The organism is Vibrio sp. 10N.261.55.F4 (genome assembly GCF_041470465.1).
GTDB classification, from domain to species: domain Bacteria; phylum Pseudomonadota; class Gammaproteobacteria; order Enterobacterales; family Vibrionaceae; genus Vibrio; species Vibrio crassostreae_C.
In genome coordinates, this window is sequence record NZ_JBFRMM010000021.1 from 141,603 (window position 1) to 159,046 (window position 17,444).

At 44.6% G+C, this 17,444-nt stretch carries 15 protein-coding genes; 8 read left to right on the forward strand and 7 right to left on the reverse strand.

The window, feature by feature from the left end; genetic code table 11:
• Positions 1 to 960 precede the first annotated feature (960 nt).
• Positions 961 to 2,397 (forward strand): glyceraldehyde-3-phosphate dehydrogenase, encoded by a 1,437-nt coding sequence (locus AB4249_RS12095; RefSeq protein WP_004730041.1) that lies wholly within the window; start codon positions 961 to 963, stop codon positions 2,395 to 2,397.
• Between the two features lie 245 nt (positions 2,398 to 2,642).
• Here AB4249_RS12095 and AB4249_RS12100 read toward each other — a convergent pair whose 3' ends face one another.
• Positions 2,643 to 3,722: a hybrid-cluster NAD(P)-dependent oxidoreductase gene (locus AB4249_RS12100; protein ID WP_054543007.1), complete on the reverse strand. Its 1,080-nt coding sequence runs from the start codon at positions 3,720 to 3,722 to the stop codon at positions 2,643 to 2,645.
• 119 nt (positions 3,723 to 3,841) lie between these two features.
• On the reverse strand, positions 3,842 to 5,503 hold the full coding sequence (gene hcp / locus AB4249_RS12105; RefSeq protein WP_102555904.1) for a hydroxylamine reductase: 1,662 nt from the start codon (positions 5,501 to 5,503) through the stop codon (positions 3,842 to 3,844).
• A 273-nt stretch (positions 5,504 to 5,776) separates the two neighbouring features.
• Between hcp and AB4249_RS12110 the strand changes: the two genes are divergently transcribed.
• Both AB4249_RS12110 and AB4249_RS12115 read left to right on the forward strand, forming a co-directional pair.
• On the forward strand, positions 5,777 to 6,007 hold the full coding sequence (locus AB4249_RS12110; protein ID WP_017061777.1) for a hypothetical protein: 231 nt from the start codon (positions 5,777 to 5,779) through the stop codon (positions 6,005 to 6,007).
• A 53-nt stretch (positions 6,008 to 6,060) separates the two neighbouring features.
• Positions 6,061 to 7,224, forward strand: coding sequence for an alpha/beta hydrolase (locus AB4249_RS12115; RefSeq protein WP_372103327.1), 1,164 nt, complete (start codon positions 6,061 to 6,063; stop codon positions 7,222 to 7,224).
• A 117-nt stretch (positions 7,225 to 7,341) separates the two neighbouring features.
• Here the strand turns inward: AB4249_RS12115 and AB4249_RS12120 are convergent, their stop codons facing one another.
• From AB4249_RS12120 to AB4249_RS12130, 3 genes are all read right to left on the reverse strand, one after another.
• The gene (locus tag AB4249_RS12120; RefSeq protein ID WP_050052408.1) at positions 7,342 to 7,956 is read right to left on the reverse strand and encodes a LysE family translocator; all 615 of its coding nucleotides are present in this window, start codon (positions 7,954 to 7,956) and stop codon (positions 7,342 to 7,344) included.
• Positions 7,957 to 8,083: 127 nt separating this feature from the next.
• Positions 8,084 to 9,004, reverse strand: a complete 921-nt coding sequence (locus tag AB4249_RS12125; RefSeq protein ID WP_017061780.1) for a LysR family transcriptional regulator — start codon at positions 9,002 to 9,004, stop codon at positions 8,084 to 8,086.
• Positions 8,998 to 9,459 (reverse strand): Lrp/AsnC family transcriptional regulator, encoded by a 462-nt coding sequence (locus tag AB4249_RS12130; RefSeq protein WP_372103330.1) that lies wholly within the window; start codon positions 9,457 to 9,459, stop codon positions 8,998 to 9,000. Before AB4249_RS12130 ends, AB4249_RS12125 begins: the two co-directional genes overlap by 7 nt.
• Positions 9,460 to 9,713: 254 nt before the next feature.
• Between AB4249_RS12130 and yjeH the strand changes: the two genes are divergently transcribed.
• A complete protein-coding gene (gene yjeH / locus AB4249_RS12135; RefSeq protein WP_017066490.1) occupies positions 9,714 to 10,985 on the forward strand; it encodes an L-methionine/branched-chain amino acid transporter in 1,272 nt (423 codons plus the stop codon).
• Between the two features lie 46 nt (positions 10,986 to 11,031).
• Here yjeH and AB4249_RS12140 read toward each other — a convergent pair whose 3' ends face one another.
• A complete protein-coding gene (locus AB4249_RS12140) occupies positions 11,032 to 12,489 on the reverse strand; it encodes a PLP-dependent aminotransferase family protein (RefSeq protein ID WP_372103333.1) in 1,458 nt (485 codons plus the stop codon).
• A 90-nt stretch (positions 12,490 to 12,579) separates the two neighbouring features.
• On the opposite strand from AB4249_RS12140, the gene AB4249_RS12145 reads away from it, so the two are divergent.
• Positions 12,580 to 13,239: a pyridoxamine 5'-phosphate oxidase family protein gene (locus AB4249_RS12145; RefSeq protein WP_017061784.1), complete on the forward strand. Its 660-nt coding sequence runs from the start codon at positions 12,580 to 12,582 to the stop codon at positions 13,237 to 13,239.
• Between the two features lie 82 nt (positions 13,240 to 13,321).
• Positions 13,322 to 14,242, forward strand: coding sequence for an urea transporter (locus AB4249_RS12150; protein ID WP_372103336.1), 921 nt, complete (start codon positions 13,322 to 13,324; stop codon positions 14,240 to 14,242).
• Positions 14,243 to 14,252: 10 nt separating this feature from the next.
• On the opposite strand, the gene AB4249_RS12155 is transcribed toward AB4249_RS12150, so the two are convergent.
• Positions 14,253 to 15,260 carry an AraC family transcriptional regulator gene (locus AB4249_RS12155; RefSeq protein ID WP_017061786.1) on the reverse strand — a complete coding sequence of 336 codons (1,008 nt, stop codon included), beginning with the start codon at positions 15,258 to 15,260 and terminating at the stop codon, positions 14,253 to 14,255.
• 133 nt (positions 15,261 to 15,393) lie between these two features.
• On the opposite strand from AB4249_RS12155, the gene AB4249_RS12160 reads away from it, so the two are divergent.
• Both AB4249_RS12160 and AB4249_RS12165 read left to right on the forward strand, forming a co-directional pair.
• Positions 15,394 to 15,744 (forward strand): MFS transporter, encoded by a 351-nt coding sequence (locus tag AB4249_RS12160; protein WP_017066493.1) that lies wholly within the window; start codon positions 15,394 to 15,396, stop codon positions 15,742 to 15,744.
• Positions 15,738 to 16,961 carry an HlyD family secretion protein gene (locus AB4249_RS12165; protein ID WP_017066494.1) on the forward strand — a complete coding sequence of 408 codons (1,224 nt, stop codon included), beginning with the start codon at positions 15,738 to 15,740 and terminating at the stop codon, positions 16,959 to 16,961. The genes AB4249_RS12160 and AB4249_RS12165 overlap by 7 nt, the downstream gene beginning before the upstream one ends.
• Positions 16,962 to 17,444 lie beyond the last annotated feature (483 nt).

A 17,444-nucleotide genomic window follows, 5' to 3' on the forward strand; every position in this document is an offset into this window, starting at 1 on the left:
GTTTATCATTTTTATAACGACTCCCTTCCCGAAAGTAATTTTACCTAGCCCAAGTTAAGAATAGGACATTAACAGGACTTATTGATCAAATTGGATATGAACAAACGATACTCTGAGCCCAGAACGGTAAATTATGATCAACTTACCTCCATGTTTAGGCTTTAAAGGGGGGCTGTTACTTAAACAGATAGAGTTAAAACAGTTATGCTTTAAACAGTTATGCTTTAAACAAGTGTGCTCTAAACAAGTGTGCTTTAAACACGCGAGCTCTAGACACAAGATGTTTAAACAGGAGGAGTATAGATGAGAGAGCTGTATACAAACGAGGTATGAACAAGTGAAATTTAACGAAGCAAGCTTTATCCAGTTATTATCACTCGCATAATAAGCAAACGGCCACGCTTCTCGGCTCCACAAGGTTGGGAGTAATGACTCTATAAACCAACAAACACCGAAGTTAAGTGAAATTTGTGAGATCCAATCGTTTGCGTCATGCACTTTTCGCACTCGAATTCGGCACATTCAAAGGTCGAACAAGAAAACGCATTGATCACCTTATTTGTCGTTTACTGTTTGCGTGTAACTTGAGCTAACGATCACATCTTTAATGATCACTATGACTTTTATTACATATAATATTTTGATTTGAGTATTTTTTGGCGAAAAATAAGTACTACAGATTGTTAAAGTCAATAGTCTTTATCGACACTAAAAACTTGATTTATGGCTAATATAAAGCCAACTTACAGATAATTTGTCTGCATTTATTTTTCCTAGCAGAATAACCCGTCGTACCTTACAATCCTGCCACATAAAAATTACAAGTTGCACACAAGGCATATCAAGCACATTTAAGTGGCAATAAAGACCACAGCCTGATGCCTCAAATCCCCTATGCTGATTGGCTTCCCTACAACCGCCATGAATGCAGAAACTTAACGTGAAAGGTCCCGAGTAAAGATGAGTCCCGAAAAGCACCTCCTAGACTGGCAAACTAGTCAAACTATTGCTGAATCCATCGCTCCAACTTTAGGTCAGTTATACCGTCAAAAAGGCGTAGAAGTTATCCTCTTCGGTAAGACCCTGGTTAACGCGACAACTATCGACATCATCAAAGCTCACCGTATCGCAAAACGTTACACTGGTTCTCCTCTTACAGCAGAACAGACTCAACCAATCATTCAACACCTTCTCTCTATGGACTTGTCTCCATGTCGTATTGATGTTGGTCGCCTTGCCCATGCATTCTGGCAAGATCGCGAAGACACTCACGGGTTGGATGATTTTCTACAAACTGCACTTGTAGAATCGCTTCAAGGCGATGCAATGACAGAACCTCGTGACGTTGTATTGTACGGTTTTGGTCGTATTGGCCGACTGCTAACTCGTCTATTGATCGAGAAAAGTGGCCCAGGTTACCCACTTCGTTTACGTGCAATCGTTGTACGTGGTGGCAAAGACGGCGACCTAGAAAAGCGTGCTAGCCTACTTCGTCGTGACTCTGTTCACGGCCAGTTCAACGGCAGCATCGTAGTTGACCAAGAACGTAAAGCAATCATCGTAAACGGCAACTTCATTCAAGTTATCTACGCAAACAAACCAGAAGAAGTGGATTACACGACTTACGGTATTGAAAATGCACTTGTGGTTGATAACACAGGCGTATGGCGTGACGCGGAAGGCCTAAGCCAACACGTTGCATGTAACGGTGCAAAGAAAGTACTACTGACAGCGCCAGGCAAAGGCGACATCAAGAACGTAGTATTTGGTGTGAACGAGAATGTCATTCAACCAGAAGACACGATCATCTCTGCTGCAAGCTGTACGACAAACGCAATCACGCCAGTATTGAAAGCGGTTCACGACAAATTCGGCGTACTGTCTGGTCACATTGAAACGGTTCACTCATTTACCAATGACCAAAACCTAATCGATAACTTCCACTCAGGCGATCGTCGTGGTCGTGCTGCATCATTGAACATGGTTCTGACATCGACTGGTGCTGCTAAAGCGGTCTCAAAAGCGATGCCAGAAATGGAAGGTAAGCTAACAGGTAATGCGATTCGCGTACCTACGCCAAATGTTTCAATGGCAGTAGCAAACCTAAACCTTGAGAAAGGCACAAACAAAGAAGAATTGAACGAGTACCTGCGTGAAATGGCGCTGTCTTCTTCTCTGTCTGCACAAATTGATTACACAGACTCGACTGAGATTGTATCGACGGACTTGGTTGGTTCTCGCCACCCAGGTGTGGTTGACGGTGTTGCAACTATCGCGCAAGACAACCGCGCTGTTCTGTACATTTGGTACGACAACGAGTTTGGCTACAGCTGCCAAGTTGTTCACTGTATGGAACAGATGATGGGTGTTCGTTACAAGACATACCCTGAAGTTTAAACGACTTCGATCTTGTAACTAACTCAGCGCAAACGGCTCCACAACATAATAATTATATCTGCGAGGTCTGTAATGGGCTTTGCAACCCTTCTTGTTTTACTCCCCCGTATAAACAGGAAGGTTGCCACTTAGATCTGCTCTCTCTATCTGATCTAAGTGGCCTTTTTACATCTGGCAAGCTAACTTTTATCGCTATGATAAGAACTTTATCCTCGTCACTCTTGGAAAGCTTCACTTCACGTCTGTTACAGCTCAACCTCAACATCTGACTGAATCGCACTCGAACACGCGAGTACATAACCTTGCTCAATCTGTTCTGGCGTCAAAGTCTCTTGGCTGCTTGATTCCACCGAACCTTTGGTTACTTTACACTTACACGAACCACAAATCCCACTGCGACAAGCAATAATAATCGGAACACCAGCTTTCTCTAATGAATCAGCGAGTGGTGTGCCCGCCTCCGCTTCTACCTCTGCGCCAAATGCAGGAACAAACACCTTAACGGCACCATTTGAATCTGCAGATGCTTCTGCTTGTGATTCTTCTGAAGCTGTATTGCTATTGGCTAGTGAATTATTACTTTGAGTCGCTGGAGTAAAACTTTCTTGGTAGAAGTTATCCATGTTGAACTCAAGTTCTTTCAGGTAGTTCTCTATGTCTTGCATAAAGCTAACCGGCCCACACAAGTAAACGGTTCTGTCTAAGATATCTGGGCTGAGTGTTACCAACCAGTTCTTGTCTAGACGACCTTGGGGAGCAGTTGTTCCTTCACTGTCTTTCAGAAGCAACTTAAGGTTAAAGTTAGCGTGTGTCTCATCAAGTTGGTTAAGCTCTTCAAAGTAGATGGTCTCGCGTCGATTACGTGCCATGTGAACAAAATCGATTTCAATATCACTGCCTTGAGCCAACCAATACTTTGCCATCGCCATCACAGGAGTGATACCGCAACCCGCACTCACTAACGTTACTTTTTTTGTCGTCGTTGGCATGCAATCAATACAGTTAAACGCACCAGCAGGCTTCAATACAGAAACCTCATCACCTTCATCAAGTTCATCAACAATAAAGTTCGAAACCAAACCACCTTCCACACGCTTTACCGTCAGCTTCAGGCGGTTATCTTCAGGACAAGACGCTACAGAATAAGCACGGTAATCCGTTTTCGCCGGCATATCCAAACCCAGAGTAATAAATTGCCCCGGCTTAAAGTTGAAATGTAAGTCTTGTGGAACGCTGCCAAGCTCAAAGCTGACCGTATCTGGCGTCTCGTGCCATTTCTTTAAACACACTAAATTGATTGAATCGCTATCCGACCATGCATACATAGTTCGTGTACCTTGCTAATGACTAGATGATTAAATGACTAAAGATTTAAATCGAAAAAGCCCCGCCGTCGTCTGTTTTAGAAAAACGTCACAACAACGGGGCTTAGAGCTGGCTTAAATTAAGCCGCTAAGATTGTTTTAAGATCTTGCTCTGGCGTTGAGATAGAACGCATATCGAACTCGTCTTGCATAATCTTTAATAGGTTTTCTGTTAGGAAAGCTGGCGCTGTTGGGCCCGTGTAAATACCTTTCACACCAAGAGCGAACAGGGTAAGCAGGATAACGATCGCTTTTTGCTCGAACCAAGATAGAACCAGCGTTAACGGAAGTTCGTTGATACCACAATCAAACTCTTGAGACAGTGCGATAGCAAGCTGAATCGCAGAGTAAGCATCGTTACATTGGCCAACATCTAACAGACGTGGGATACCGTTAATGTCGCCGAATTGGTTTTTGTTGAAACGGAATTTACCACATGCAAGTGTCAGAATTACTGAATCTTCTGGCGCTTGAGCTGTGAAGTCTGTGTAGTAGCTACGTTCAGATTTGTCACCGTCACAACCACCGACTAGGAAGAAGTGTTTGATGTTGCCTTCTTTTACTTGCTCGATAACCGCCGGAGCCGCTTCCATCAGTGCGTTACGACCAAAACCGACAGTGATCATTTGCTCGATCTCGTCGTGTTTGAAGCCTTCTTGCGCAAGAGCACAGTCGATTACTGCGCTGAAATCGTCGCCTTCAAGGTGATCAACACCCGGCCAGCCTACGATGCTACGTGTAAATAGACGGTCTGCGTAAGAACCTACATCAGGGTTAAGCAGGCAGTTAGATGTCATTACGATGGCACCAGGGAAGTTAGCGAATTCTTTTTGCTGGTTCTGCCAAGCGCTGCCGTAGTTACCCGCAAGGTGTGGGTACTTGTTCAGTTCAGGGTAACCGTGTGCAGGTAGCATCTCACCGTTAGTGTAAACGTTGATGCCCTTGCCTTCAGTTTGTTGAAGGATCTTTTCTAGATCATGTAAGTCGTGACCAGAAACAAGAATACAGTGGCCTTTCTTAGTCTTCACGTTCACAGTTGTTGGTTGAGGGTGACCAAATGTATCTGTCTCACCTTTATCCAGCATTTCCATGACTTTGTAGTTCATCAAGCCAATCTGCATAGACGTATCTAGCAGTTGTTTTAGGTCAGATGGGTCTGTACCAAGGAATGCCATGATTTCATGGTATTCAGCAAAGATAGCATTGTCAGTTTGACCAAGAACACGAGCATGCTCCATGTAGGCTGCCGCACCTTTTAGACCGTATAGGCAAAGAAGGCGAAGACCAATCACGTCTTCATGTTGAGAGTCGTGACCACGGTTTACCGCAGCTTGAGGGGCAAGCGCCAATAGCTCTGAAGAATCTGTAGGAAGAGCGAATTGCGCAGCAGCCGAAAGTGCTGGGATTTCAAAACCGATCAACGTAGCAGCCGCACGTACCTGTTGCTCTAAACGCTGCTTAAACTCGTGAGATTGTTGTGCGAACTCGATAATACGAGCAGGGTCGAAGTTAACGTTAGTCAGTGTTGCGAAGAACGCTTTTGGTGCCCATTCGTCAATTTCAGTATCAATAACATCGCAAGCGCGGCCTAAATTGGCCCAGAAAGAAACACCTTGAAGAGAATGCACCAACACGTCTTGAAGGTCGGATACTTCCGATGTTTTACCACACATACCTTGTGCGAAAGAACAGCCTTTTACAGTTGGGGTTTGAATTGTTTGTTCACATTGAATACAGAACATAAGGGCTCCAGTAATATTTTAGTTAACTGTAAGTACTTTGCTTACAGTGACTTATTCCAAACCCTATAGAGCATCAACCGTGCCAACTTTTAACCCATTGATTTTATTGGATTTGGCTTTATTCCCTTATTTTAGTGCGTGATTATGACTACATATATACTCTCAATCCACACACACCTGTGTCATAGTGACTCTCTAGAATTATTTGGTGGTGTTCATGTTTCGTTCAGAATAGAAGCGATATAGTAACAACATAGAAAAAGAGGAATGAATATGAAAAATATATTAGTTACGATTGTTGCATTGTTTACTGGCCTTTTGGCGCTATTCACAAGCTTGATTCTTGCTATTCCTTTGGCTATCGCAGCTTTAATTACTGGCAAGCGCATTCAGAATCAAATGAAGAAACAAGGTTTCGCAGCTCATATGAACACTCGTCAGTCATCAACCAATGATGCCGGTGTTATTGAAGGTGAATACGAAGACCTTTCAAGCAAAAAGTAATCTAAACTTAAGTTTCAAACATAGTGAAAGCACAACAGAGACAACATTAAAAAATGCATAGAAATACCATTCTAACGCTGCTCGCCTTAACGACTTTAAGTCTCGTTGGTTGTTCCAACGAGACAACTATACCCGCTTACGAAACATCTCCAGACTTGCCTAGCTATCAGCAAGATAGCTTTGATGCCTACGTCAATGACACCCAAGATTGGCTGCTGAAAAACCGCGTGTTCATGACAAAAGACAAGCAGCTTGAGATTCAACTGAACTCCCCGACTGAATACAAACCTACCGAACCTAACGGCAAGGCAGTGTTATTGGTCCATGGATTAGGTGATTCACCCTATTCGTTTAAAGACATCGCTACCCATTTGGCTGAGCAGGGTTACTTAGTGAGAACTGTATTGCTTCCGGGTCACGGCAGTCGTGTGGGTGACCTAATGCAACCGAGCTTAGAAGATTGGCAAGGTGTGGTCGCTCACCATACCAAGTTACTTGAGCAAGAGTATGATTCTGTTTGGCTTGGTGGCTATTCAACAGGCGCAAATCTCGTCACTTCGCAAGCGATGAACGATCCAAAGATCTCCGGATTACTGCTGTTCTCTCCTGCATTTCAACCAAGCTCGTCTGCCGTTCAATACGCAGGGCTCGCAAGCTACTTTTTCACTTGGGCTGATCAAGATCCTGAAGACAATGTTTTGCGTTACAACTCATTGCCAATGAACGGTGCCTCGGTTTACTACGAGACATCAGAAGTCGTGCGAGATGACTTACAAGATAAGCACTTCGATAAACCGGTGTTTATTATGATGAGTGAAGGCGATAGCGTGATTGACACCAGTTTCGTTCAACAAGCGTTTACTGAATCGATGCCCAACCCAAACAATGTGTTGATCTGGCAAGGTGAGACGACACTCGATGATCCGCGAGCGGTTCAGTACAGCATGAAGCTCCCGGAGCAACGCATCTCGAACGGTTCTCACATGGGTTTACTATTTTCACCAAGCAACCCGTATTACGGCATTAATGGTAGTGAGAAGATCTGCTCCAATGGTCAAGAGGAAGGTTTTGAAGAACAGTGCAACGCGACAAGTGAAGTTTGGTACTCAGCATGGGGATATCGTGAAGATGGAAAAAACCATGCACGTTTGACCTATAACCCTTACTTTGCTGATTCAATGAAAGAATTAGACTCGGTTCTAAACTCAGCAGGCTAACTTCTTTTAGCGGTTAACTGTTAGCGTTTAGCGTTTAGCGTTTAGATAAGTACAAACAGAAACGGCTCACAAGATAATCTCTTGTGAGCCGTTTTAGATTTTAAGGTCTAGTGATAACTAAATCATCCACACCACGCGAACAGCAAGCAGGATCAGCACCACGCCAGATAGTCGATCAATCAACTGAGCTTTCGAGCGAATACGTTCAACAATCAACGGGCTAGACAGTACCAAGGTGATAAAGGTGTACCAAAGGCCGTCGACAATCAGCGGCGTTGAGACAATAATCACTTGATTGGTCAGTTCATTACCTAGCGCTACAAATTGGCTAAACAGAGCGATGAAGAACAATGCGATCTTTGGGCTCAAGATAGAGATCAAGAAAGCCTCACGAGCAGACTGCATGTAACTCATCTTTTCACCCGCTTCTAATTTCGCGGCAACACCACCTTTCGAACGTAACGCATTAACGCCAAGATAAAGCAGATAAGCAGCCCCCGCTAAGCTAATACCTTTAAATAACATTGGGGATTGCTCAAGCACAACGGCTAAACCAACAATGGTTGCGAACGCATAAATACCGATACCAGCAGCGTGTGACCAAGCTGCGATAAGCCCGTTCATACGGCCACCAGCCAAACTGTGTTTAGCGATCATCGCCAAGCTTGGGCCCGGAGACATTGCACCCAACAAGCAAATCGCTAATAAAGAAAACCAAATTGTTACTGTCATCATTCCATTCCTAATAAAATAAAGCGTTCCAGCTGAACGCTCTACGCTTAATACTCAATACTTGGCACTTACCATAATTCGCAGGAGGTATTATTTGAAATCAAAGATTATCATCACACCTATGATTTCAAGTCATACTGATATTGTAACTCGACTTTTGCATGGCTTGGAATGCTTTTTCTCGCGCCCATTTGTGGGCAGAGTCGTTGTCATATTTAGGATGCCACATTAACCAATAGGTATGCATTTCCGTATCAAATGGCAACGAAAAGTAGGTAGTATCGAGGTGTCGACCTAGGTTATAGGCGATATGTTCTGGCACGATCATCAGATAGTCGTCTTGCAATAACACAGTACCAGCAGATGAAAAGAACGGAACCTGTAAAGCCACTCTTCGCTTCAGCCCTTGCTTCTTCAATGCTATGTCCGCGTAACTGTCTTTATCTCCACCACCCGTCACTTTGATGTGAGAGTAGTGAACAATATCTTCTGCACTCAAAACCGCTTGTTGAGCCAGCGGGTGCGACTTTCGCATCAAACACACCGACTTATCTTCACCAAGTTTGATACTTGAGACATGTTCTGGCTTTGTGGGAAACATACTGGAAGCCAAATGAATCCCAGACTCGTTCAGTGCTTCAAGGTAGTTTGGCTGCCACAATCGATAAGCCAAATTAATGTTCGGCGCTTCAGCAGACACCTCTGCCACAATCACAGGAAGAATATACTGAGCGACATAATCACTCGAAGACAACACCAATTCACCCTGCCAGTCTTGCGGCTCGAAGGGTTTATCATCTAACAGGTGGTCAAACTCGCCAAGCAGGTCGTCGAGTTTACCTTTGAGTAGCAATGCACGGTTGGTCGGCACCAGTTTGTTGCCGTCACGGACCAGCAAAGGGTCGCCACACAAATCACGTAACTGGCTGAGCTGACGGCTCACCGCGGATTGTGTGATATGCAAACGTTGGGCGGCACGGCTCACATGACACTCTTCAAGAAGTACATGCAGTGAACGCAGTAGGTTTAAGTTGATATTGCCTAACATGAATGCACCGTCGCATTCTGTTTGTTGAAAAACTCGGTCAAAACCGTATGAGTCATTAAGTGGCGAAGATCCGGGTAACTTTGCAGATGATCGCGAACTCGGTTCAAGCTCTCCATGCTTTCCACTTCCACGTACAACATCATATCTGTCTCACCGCTAATAGAGTGGCACCATTGCACCTCATCAATACTCTGGATTTGTTTCGCGTAAGACTCACAACTATGGTCACTACTCGACATGTCGAACTTCAACAAGATATAAGCGCACACATTCTTCGTTTGGTTGGGTTCTGCCACTTGAGCGCAGTAGCCCGTAATCACTTTGTCGCTTTCCAGTTTCTTGATTCTGGCGTTCACCGCTGAGCGCGAGAGGCTGACATCTCGGGCGATATCGCTCACTGAGCATCGTGCATTGGTTTTGAGAATATCCAAAATCTGGCGATCAAATTTATCCATGCTTCTGATTCTTTTCATTTATTGTTCTATTTATAACGCCTAATTTGACACAACTTTCCTACTTATAACAGCCATTCTGACAGCCGACACTTTCACACTGAATCGGATTAATACCGTTAAAATGACGGTGTCTTACGACGTTTCGCTAGCTGTATTATTGATGTCAACAATGTATGCTCTCAATCATAACTTCTCACACACCAGAAGAAAGTTACTGGAAGACCGTGACCAGAATCAAATAGCTAGGAGAGCGAATGACACAACTCAAACAAGAAATCACGCTTATTTCAGGAATCGGACAACTCTCGACGACCTTGCTAGGCACTGGATTATTTATGATCCCTGCGATCGCAGCAGGCATTGCAGGACAGTTGTCTCTTCTCGCTTGGTTAATCCTGTTTATCGCTATTTGCCCGATTGCACTGACCTTCGCATCATTAGGAAAACGCTACCCGAATGCAGGTGGTACTGCCTATTTTGTGCGCCAGGCGTTTAGCGAGCGATTAGAAACAAGCGTGGCGTGGTTGTTTGTGAGTGTTATTCCTGTCGGTATTCCAGCGGCCATTGCACTGGCTGGTGGTTTTGCTCAACAATTGTTACCCGCACCTCTCGATACACCACTTGGTGCTCAATCCTTTACCGTCGCCCTGCTTATTGCCGTCAATTTGATGGGCAGTAAATCTTCTGGCCGACTGCAAACCGTGATCGCATTGTCGATTTTTGCCTTAGTCAGCGCTTTTGTTTGGAAAGCCGACATCACGGCAACCGATGTTGCTCTTCCTGCCATCTCATCCAATTCAATGTGGTCTATCGGCGCTGCTTTAGCTGTCATGTTTTGGTGCTTTGTCGGAATAGAAGCTTTTGCTCACATGGGAGAGGAATTCAAAAATCCACAACGTGACTTCCCAATCGCAATCATTGCAGGCTGTTTTGTTGCGGGGCTAGTGTACTGGGCTTGTTCAGTAGTGATTCTTAAGCTGGGTGCTTTCGGTTCATCTGAATTCGATGCCGCATCCATCCCTTGGGTAACAGAACAACTGTTTGGTAATGGCTTCAAAACCGTCATCAGCGTGCTGGGGTTCTTTGCTTGCTTTGCCAGCCTAAACCTTTACACACAAAGCCTGTCTCGGATGATCTGGGCTCAGGCCCGCCAACACAGCCCTGCAAGTCGAATGGCTCAACTGAACAGCCGCGGCGTACCGCTCTACCCAACGTTAGCAATTGGCTTTGTCGTGCTTATTTCGTGTGTGATTGGTGAGCTGTCTAATTTAGACCTTGAGTTCTTTCTCAAGCTCGCCAACGGTATTTTTGTTCTGGTTTATCTGCTCGCAATGTTAGCCGCTTGCCGATTACTAACAGGCGCATCTAGATACACTGCCATGCTTTCATTGGTCATCTGTACCTTGGTGTTTATCTGTTTAAGTTGGTCGATGCTCTATGCTGTGACTGTTTTTGTGACATTGTCACTCCCTTGGCGGAAGTGGCTAGGTAAAGGTAAACCCACCGTCTCTATCGACAAGTTGTAACTCGATAAATGATGAATCGACAAGCTGTAAACGATACCTACCAATATCACTGATAAAAAAGCCGAGCGATCTGTTTGATCTTCGGCTTTATCTCAGCCAGACGGATATTTCCAAACCCTAGCACCGCCCCACTCCAATCACGAGCATCACTCGAACCGTACTCATAAAAATCAAACGGACGAATGATGATATTTTGAAGATCAGCTCGTCGGCTCCACTCATGTTCAGATATACCTTGATACCACTTCACGGTCACATGTAGCCCTGCCGCCTGACTGATCACTTCAAGATCACCGTTAAACTCGCTTTCAATCGCTTCTATCATCGCTTCATACTTGAGTTTGTATGACCGACGCATCTTTCTAATATGACGCAGCAAGTCGCCTTCTCGAACAAAATCCGCCAAAGCTTCCTGTGTGTGGGACGCCGTGTCTCCAGTGAGCGCGTCTTTGATCTCAAGACACTTCGCCACCAGACTTTCTGGCACCACTAAGTAACCTAAGCGGAGTCCGTTGAACATGACTTTACTCAGCGAACCAACATAAATGATTCGTTCATCAAACCCGAGTTTACCCGCTAAGCCTTGCATACTGGTGTAAGGGCGATGAGCAAACTGGAACTCACTGTCATAGTCATCTTCAATGATCCATGACTGATGTTGATTGGCCCAGTCGATCAGTTTAAGGCGTTGCTCAGTATTTAAAGTCGTGCCCATTGGGTATTGGTTACTCGGTGTGACATACAGAGCCTTAGCATTACTGGCCAACACTTTCTCAATATCCAACCCCACCTTTTCACGCACACTTACACCTTCTAACTCTAGTCTCAACAGATCGATAATTTTATGTACTTGTCGATAACCGGGTTCCTCCACGAGGATTTTGTCGCCCATCGCTAACGTTGCCATTAATCCGATTGAGATGGCTTGCTGCGCACCTGCGGTGATGATGATTCTGTCGGCATTACAATGAACGGAACGACTGCTTGCAAGATACCCACTCAACGCTTCCCTCAAGGCTGAGCTTCCCTGAACCTCTTGATTGCCCGCAATGTTCTGACGTGTAGAGTGACGTTGCAGCAACCTCTGCCATTTCGCAAAAGGGAACGCATCTAAGTCAGGAACTCCTGGGGCAAAGCTGCGGTTAATGTCGTTAGGTGTCGCTATGTTTGTACTCGGTTTACTGACTGTTTGTTTGACCTTCGGATCCTGAACACTGTTTGGCTTAGACAAACTTAGAAAGTGTTCTGGTTGTTCAACCGAGACATAAAACCCTGAGCCTTGCTTACTCTCGATATAGCCTTCAGTAACCAGTTGTTCGTACGCATAAATCACCGTATTTCGACTCACCGATAACTCGACAGCCAACTTACGTGTTGAAGGTAACTTACTGCCCTTGCTCCATAAATCTTGAACGATCTTCTCTCTTATCGCGTGGAACAAGGCGGTTTGACGCGTGCCGTGTTGTTCGTCTAACTGTAGATCACCGACATCGATAGGCTGCATAACTGGATCCAAATAGTGTTTAAAAGTGGCTCTATTTAATAGACCAGTTAATCGCTACATTAATCAAAAGGCAATGATTAAGGAGCGATTATGTTATCTAACACGAAAAGAACCACGATTAAAAAAGGGGCTCACAAAGCCGTATTTGAACAAGAGAAACTGCACCAAATTATTGATGAGAGCTTAATCGCACACATTGCATTGCAGGGCGAACAAGGACCAATGGTCATCCCGATGCTCGCGTGGCGAGTGGGTGATATAGTCTACATTCATGGAGCTAAAAACAGTCGCCTACTAAAAGGACTAAAAAAGGGAGAACCAACCTGTTTAACGTTCACCTTGTTCGATGGTTGGGTGCTGGCTCGTTCGGCATTTCATCATAGTGCGCATTATCGTTCTGCTGTGGTATTGGGGTCATTTTCAGTCATCGATGACAATCAAGAAAAGGATCGCTTGTTGAATATCTTTATTGAGCAAATCGCACCGGGCAGAACCGATGAAGTGAGGCTCAGTAATGAAAAAGAACTCACTGCGACCGAGTTGTTGGCGATACCTTTAACAGAAGCTTCCGTGAAGATTGGTAAACATGGAGTGAATGATGATAAAGCCGATATGGACATTCCAGTTTGGGCTGGCGTATTACCCTATAGAACTGTTGTTGGGCCGTTAGAAACCGTTCCAGAACAAGAAGGCATCATTGAAACACCAGATTACCAACAAGCTTATGGTGAACGCTGGTATCAGAATTAACACTCGAAGATGGTGAACTTGATAAAATTGTATACAATCTGAATTACAAAAATTTAACATGACTCAATAATGTAATCAGACGATGAAAACGAACAAGGATATTCTGCCGTTTCAAGGCTTGCTCAATGGCATTGGGCAAGTCTATTTCACACCGTCTATCATGACGTCGACTTTGCTGTTGCTTGCCATTTCTATTGAGTCACTGGCGCTGGCTTTTCTTACCTTACTTGGCGCCAGTTGCAGCTATGCATTAGCTTTCTATGGCTATATGTACACCAACACCAACAAGTCAGTTGACGACATTGATAGTGGAATGTACGCGCTAAATGGCGCTTTGATTGGTTTATTTATCGGTAACTTTTTTGGTGTGACACCATTATTGGCTTTAGTGACTGCGTTAGGTGCGTTACTCACGGTGCCGATTGCCCACATCGTATTCAGTTTTGAGAAATATCGCGGTTACACTAGCGCCTTTATCCTCACCACTTGGCTGATTTATATTATCCAATCAACCTTTGAGCTGTCAGCGTTTTCTGCACCTGATTCCGCACTGATGCCACTCATCAGTATTGAGGCTAACTCGTGGTTCAACCTGCCGACAGTGGTGATCCCGTTGTTAAAAGGGATAAGCCAAGTCAGCTTCATCGAAAATGCGTTGTCGGGGCTCGTTATCTTAGTCGCCATCGCACTCAACAATATCAAGCATGCCATTTGGGTTATGCTCGCAGTAATAATTAGCACCGTATTTAGCGGGTCGATTGGCGCTTCTAACGAACTGGTAGCCCAAGGTCTTTACGGGTACAACGCCATTCTTGCCACTTTAGCACTTGTGCCCTATCCGCGAATCCGTTGGCCGTTAATCCTATTAGGCATGCTGTTAAGCTGTCTCATCACACTTGGTTTTCATGAACTGTCACTGTTACCACTCACCGCCCCTTTCATTTTGAGTACTTGGGGGATGGTTTACTTGTCCAGCCTGATCCATAAACGAACCATAAGTTAGCTCTGAATAGTTACAGGCCAGTTTTTAGGCGCTCAACATATTGCTTGGGTGTCAAACCTCGATGTTTCTTAAACATCCGATTAAAGCTCGCGACATTGGTATAGCCGAGCCTCGTCGCGACTTTATCTATTGGCACTGAATACATCAACAACTCCACCGCCACATTACTTAACGCATAGCCCATAATGGTAGAAAAGTTGATGCCTAAGTTATGCAATCGACGTTGAAATTGCTGTTCAGATAACCCAAGCAAACTCGACACTTTATGCAGTGTTGGCAGGCCGAAATGGCGACTGTAATTGATCATCTCATAGGTCACCTTATGCTCATCCGCGGCATCAGGCATGTTGAGGTAATTATCTAAGTCATGAAAGTTCATTGCCAAGCTCATCTTGCCGCTAGAAGGGGCTTGATTGCTCGATAACCTCGACTGGCTTGGTATCCAGATTTCAGTTCGTGGCTGGCCCCACTGAATATTGCACCCAAAATACTCTTGATAGAGTTGAGTGTTCTCGCGATAACCTGCGATAGAGACGGCTGCGGGAGTAAAGTCGTCTCCCAAGTAACGCCTTAATATCTTCATCATAAAGATGGCAACTCGAATTGAGTCATGAACTTTACCCACCTCAGTATAAGCAGGATTGTCGTAGCACCATTTGATGAAATTACCGACTTGAGCGCCATATAGAAAAGCCCCGGACTGCAAACAGTGCAACCCGATGTTAACTCGGCGTATAGACGACGCCAGATCGTGCCCCGAGAAAAACCAGTTAGAGAGAGGACCTAGCCTTTCAATATCCACTCTATCAGCCAGCTTCAAGATAATATCGGAATCACCGGTTTGTTGTTCAAGTAAGCCATACCATTTGTCCACTTCACTTACGGGGATAAGGTTCATCGGGTTATTAAACACCGATTTAGGAATACCTAATTGCTCAGTATTCACAGCCTTATTAGTCGTTGCGTATTGGTAAATACCCAAAATACCCAATGCTCTTAAGAAGTTACAATTGTTCATTAGCCACCATACTTAGAAGTCACTATTACAGATCAAATCATAATGACATCATTATTAAAGTAATTGGTAAATTATCAACTTCTAAATCTGATATCAATAACACTCGGTGCTCAATTTAACCTAGGGTATATCAATGAGTTTAGTTAGTGTCCCATTTGTCGGAACCGGCGCAGATACCGCACTACACGTAGTTGCAGGCGTAGTGTTAGTCGCAACCATCGCTGCTGCATGTTACGGCTTCTGGCGTGTGCATGAATTACCAATCAACAAGGCTCACAGTAAAGAGCATCAACAACTCGGTTTGATCACCGCATTAACATGGATTGGTTTTGTATGGCACTGGGTATGGGTACTAGCAGTAATTTTGGCCTTCGTTGATATGGAAAAAGCCATCATCAATCTAAGAGACACATGGAAGTCACCGACCACAACCAAGGAGCAAACAACTTCCGACAAGCAAGATGAGGAGAGCCAAACATGTTAGAAGGCTTGGCAATTTGGGCACTGTTCATTTACTTACTCAGACTTGTTGGTATGCCTTGGAACAAAGGCACCAAGGCGTTTGCGTACCTAGGGGGTACATCTTGGTTGCTGTTTGTATGGGTTGGCCTACTCAATTTTACTCCGATGGATCTATCGGGAGGCTCAGTGGTTCAGTCTCCACATATTCAGCTGCGTCCCGATTCAACTAATGTGTCGGGAAAAACTTCCAAAGTCCACATCGACCCAAACCAGGATGTGACTGAAGGACAGCTAATTTACGAAATTGATGACACTAAATATGTCATCGCAAGAGACAAAGCCAGCGTTCAACTTGAGTCTGCAGAGGTCGCTTTAGACACAGCTCGTCAAGAAGTGAGCATTGCAAAAGTCAGCTATCAATCGGCGCTTGAAGACATCAAAGCTTCAGTCGCACAAATAGATTCGGCTAAAACAGACTTAGTACTGCAGTCAAAGACGCTTGATCGTTACCAGAAGCAAAACAAAGTGGTAGAACATACGATCACTGAAACTGACATCGACCAACAAACAGCAAAGGTAGACTTAGCGACGTATAACGTTACGACATTGGAATCTCAGCTTAGCAAGAAAGAAGTCGATGCCGAGAATGCGAAGTTGAACATCCACAAAGCTGAAACCAATGTGAGCAAGAAGCAAACTGAGGTCGATTCAGCAAAGGCAACACTGGCACAAGCACAATGGGACTTGAACAGCACCAAAGTCACGGCACCGACTGACGGCTTTGTAACGAACTTTATTCTTCGTGAAGGTCAGCGTGTTTCAATGATGCCTCGTATCCAGATGTATACCGAAGAGAAGTACGTGCTGATGCGAGTTAACCACCAAGCGATTCGTAATATTAAGGTCGGTCAACCTGCGGAATTTGCGACAGCGGTATACCCAGGAAAAGTGTTCTCTGCAACCGTAGAAGGCATTGTAGAAGCCACTGGTGAAGCGCAAGCAAGTTTGCTGGGTATCGATGAGCAGGTTCGTGTTACCACAGGCAAAAACCTTCAGAACAAGCACCACTTTGTTCGTTTAAAAATCGATGAGGCAGAGGGTTACGATATTCCTGTTGGCTCTGTCGGATTAGCGTGGGTAAGCGGTGAGAAGCCTATCAGCTTTATGGCGTTCCTAGACGTAATACGCGGGATCATCATTAGAATGAAGTCTCAACTGTACTTCTTCTACTCCATCTAATACTTCCTATTGGTGAAACAATACCCAAGCCCGTGCGCTCTTAGATCGCACGGGCTTTTTGTTTATTTCACCATTCGTCGCCAGAAAGAACACAAACCCGAAAAACGAATAAACACTCTAAAGTTGCAAATCGCAATTGCATTTTGCAATTGGGTATTTCAAAAACGCAAATTAAACGCTCAAATACGCACCAGATTGCTATAAAACTGCCGTTTTACGTGGTTTTAAAAGTTGGCACACTAACTGCAATGTATATATTGACCCTTCTTAAGCCGAGGGTCACCTAGCCAACTGACGTTGTTAGTGAACCTATTCTTGTTCACAAAATATATAGGCCAATTGCGATTATTGCGATTGGCTATTTTTTTGCCTGCAGTTTGGCCAACCGCCCTCTTTTTCGATACAGATACCCATTCAGACGTATAATAATAAGCATTCATAGCCAACCAAGAACAGCAGATAACCAACGCATTATAGAAAACG

Excerpts from the sequence above, each read along its gene's own strand:
- AB4249_RS12155 (WP_017061786.1), bottom strand. The coding sequence starts at position 15,260 with ATGAACAATTGTAACTTCTTAAGAGCATTGGGTATTTTGGGTATTTAC.
- AB4249_RS12110 (WP_017061777.1), top strand. The coding sequence starts at position 5,777 with ATGAAAAATATATTAGTTACGATTGTTGCATTGTTTACTGGCCTTTTG.
- hcp (WP_102555904.1), bottom strand. The coding sequence starts at position 5,503 with ATGTTCTGTATTCAATGTGAACAAACAATTCAAACCCCAACTGTAAAA.
- AB4249_RS12130 (WP_372103330.1), bottom strand. The coding sequence starts at position 9,459 with ATGGATAAATTTGATCGCCAGATTTTGGATATTCTCAAAACCAATGCA.
- AB4249_RS12165 (WP_017066494.1), top strand. The coding sequence starts at position 15,738 with ATGTTAGAAGGCTTGGCAATTTGGGCACTGTTCATTTACTTACTCAGA.
- AB4249_RS12160 (WP_017066493.1), top strand. The coding sequence starts at position 15,394 with ATGAGTTTAGTTAGTGTCCCATTTGTCGGAACCGGCGCAGATACCGCA.
- AB4249_RS12120 (WP_050052408.1), bottom strand. The coding sequence starts at position 7,956 with ATGACAGTAACAATTTGGTTTTCTTTATTAGCGATTTGCTTGTTGGGT.
- yjeH (WP_017066490.1), top strand. The coding sequence starts at position 9,714 with ATGACACAACTCAAACAAGAAATCACGCTTATTTCAGGAATCGGACAA.
- AB4249_RS12125 (WP_017061780.1), bottom strand. The coding sequence starts at position 9,004 with ATGTTAGGCAATATCAACTTAAACCTACTGCGTTCACTGCATGTACTT.
- AB4249_RS12115 (WP_372103327.1), top strand. The coding sequence starts at position 6,061 with ATGCATAGAAATACCATTCTAACGCTGCTCGCCTTAACGACTTTAAGT.
- AB4249_RS12140 (WP_372103333.1), bottom strand. The coding sequence starts at position 12,489 with ATGCAGCCTATCGATGTCGGTGATCTACAGTTAGACGAACAACACGGC.
- AB4249_RS12150 (WP_372103336.1), top strand. The coding sequence starts at position 13,322 with ATGAAAACGAACAAGGATATTCTGCCGTTTCAAGGCTTGCTCAATGGC.
- AB4249_RS12100 (WP_054543007.1), bottom strand. The coding sequence starts at position 3,722 with ATGTATGCATGGTCGGATAGCGATTCAATCAATTTAGTGTGTTTAAAG.
- AB4249_RS12095 (WP_004730041.1), top strand. The coding sequence starts at position 961 with ATGAGTCCCGAAAAGCACCTCCTAGACTGGCAAACTAGTCAAACTATT.
- AB4249_RS12145 (WP_017061784.1), top strand. The coding sequence starts at position 12,580 with ATGTTATCTAACACGAAAAGAACCACGATTAAAAAAGGGGCTCACAAA.